At 65.6% G+C, this 1,110-nt stretch carries 1 protein-coding gene; it reads left to right on the forward strand.

Annotation, left to right across the window (positions count from 1 at the left end; all coding sequences use genetic code 11):
• Positions 1–1,110, forward strand: a 1,110-nt coding sequence (locus OM960_RS25395) for an acyl-CoA dehydrogenase (RefSeq protein ID WP_264773930.1), incomplete at both ends; no start/stop codon positions are given.

The raw sequence follows: 1,110 nt of genomic DNA on the forward strand, positions 1-1,110 counted from the left end.
CCCCGACCTGTCGCGCTTCGACTGGGAAGACGCCTTCCGCATGGAAGACCAGCTGACCGAGGAAGAGCGGATGCTCCGCGACGGCGCCCGCGCCTACGCGGCCGAAAAACTCCAGCCGCGGGTGATCGAGGCCTACCGCGAGGAGAAGACCGATCCCGAGATCTTCCGCGAGATGGGCGAGATGGGGCTCTTGGGCGTCACCATCCCCGAGGAATACGGCGGGCTGGGGTCGAACTACGTCTCCTACGGCCTCATCGCCCGCGAGGTCGAGCGGGTCGACAGCGGCTACCGCTCGATGATGTCGGTGCAATCCTCGCTGGTCATGTACCCGATCTATGCCTACGGCTCGGAAGACCAGCGCCGGAAATACCTGCCGAAGCTCGCATCCGGTGAATACATCGGCTGCTTCGGCCTCACCGAGCCCGATGCCGGCTCCGACCCCGCGGGCATGAAGACCCGCGCGACCAAGACGACGAACGGCTATGTCCTCAATGGATCCAAGATGTGGATCTCGAACGCGCCCATCGCCGATGTCTTCGTCGTCTGGGCCAAGTCCGAGGCGCATGGCGGAAAGATCCGCGGCTTCGTCCTCGACAAGGGCATGAAGGGGCTTTCGGCGCCGAAGATCGGCGGCAAGCTCTCGCTGCGCGCCTCGATCACCGGCGAGATCGTGATGGACAATGTCGAGGTCGGCGAGGACGCGCTCCTGCCGAACGTCGAGGGGCTCAAAGGGCCGTTCGGCTGCCTCAACCGGGCGCGCTACGGCATCTCCTGGGGCGTCCTCGGGGCGGCGGAGTTCTGCTGGCACGCGGCGCGCCAGTACGGGCTCGACCGCAAGCAGTTCAACCGGCCGATCGCGCAGACCCAGCTTTACCAGCTGAAGCTCGCCAACATGATGACCGAGATCTCGCTCGGCCTGCAGGCCAGCTTGCGCGTCGGCCGGCTGATGGACGAGGCCAGGGCCGCCCCCGAGATGATCAGCCTCGTCAAGCGCAACAACTGCGGCAAGGCGCTCGATATCGCCCGCATGGCGCGCGACATGCATGGCGGCAACGGCATCCAGGAAGAATTCCAGGTCATGCGCCATGCGATGAACCTCGAGACCGTCAA

It is taken from the genome of Defluviimonas salinarum (genome assembly GCF_026013545.1).
GTDB lineage: Bacteria > Pseudomonadota > Alphaproteobacteria > Rhodobacterales > Rhodobacteraceae > Albidovulum > Albidovulum salinarum.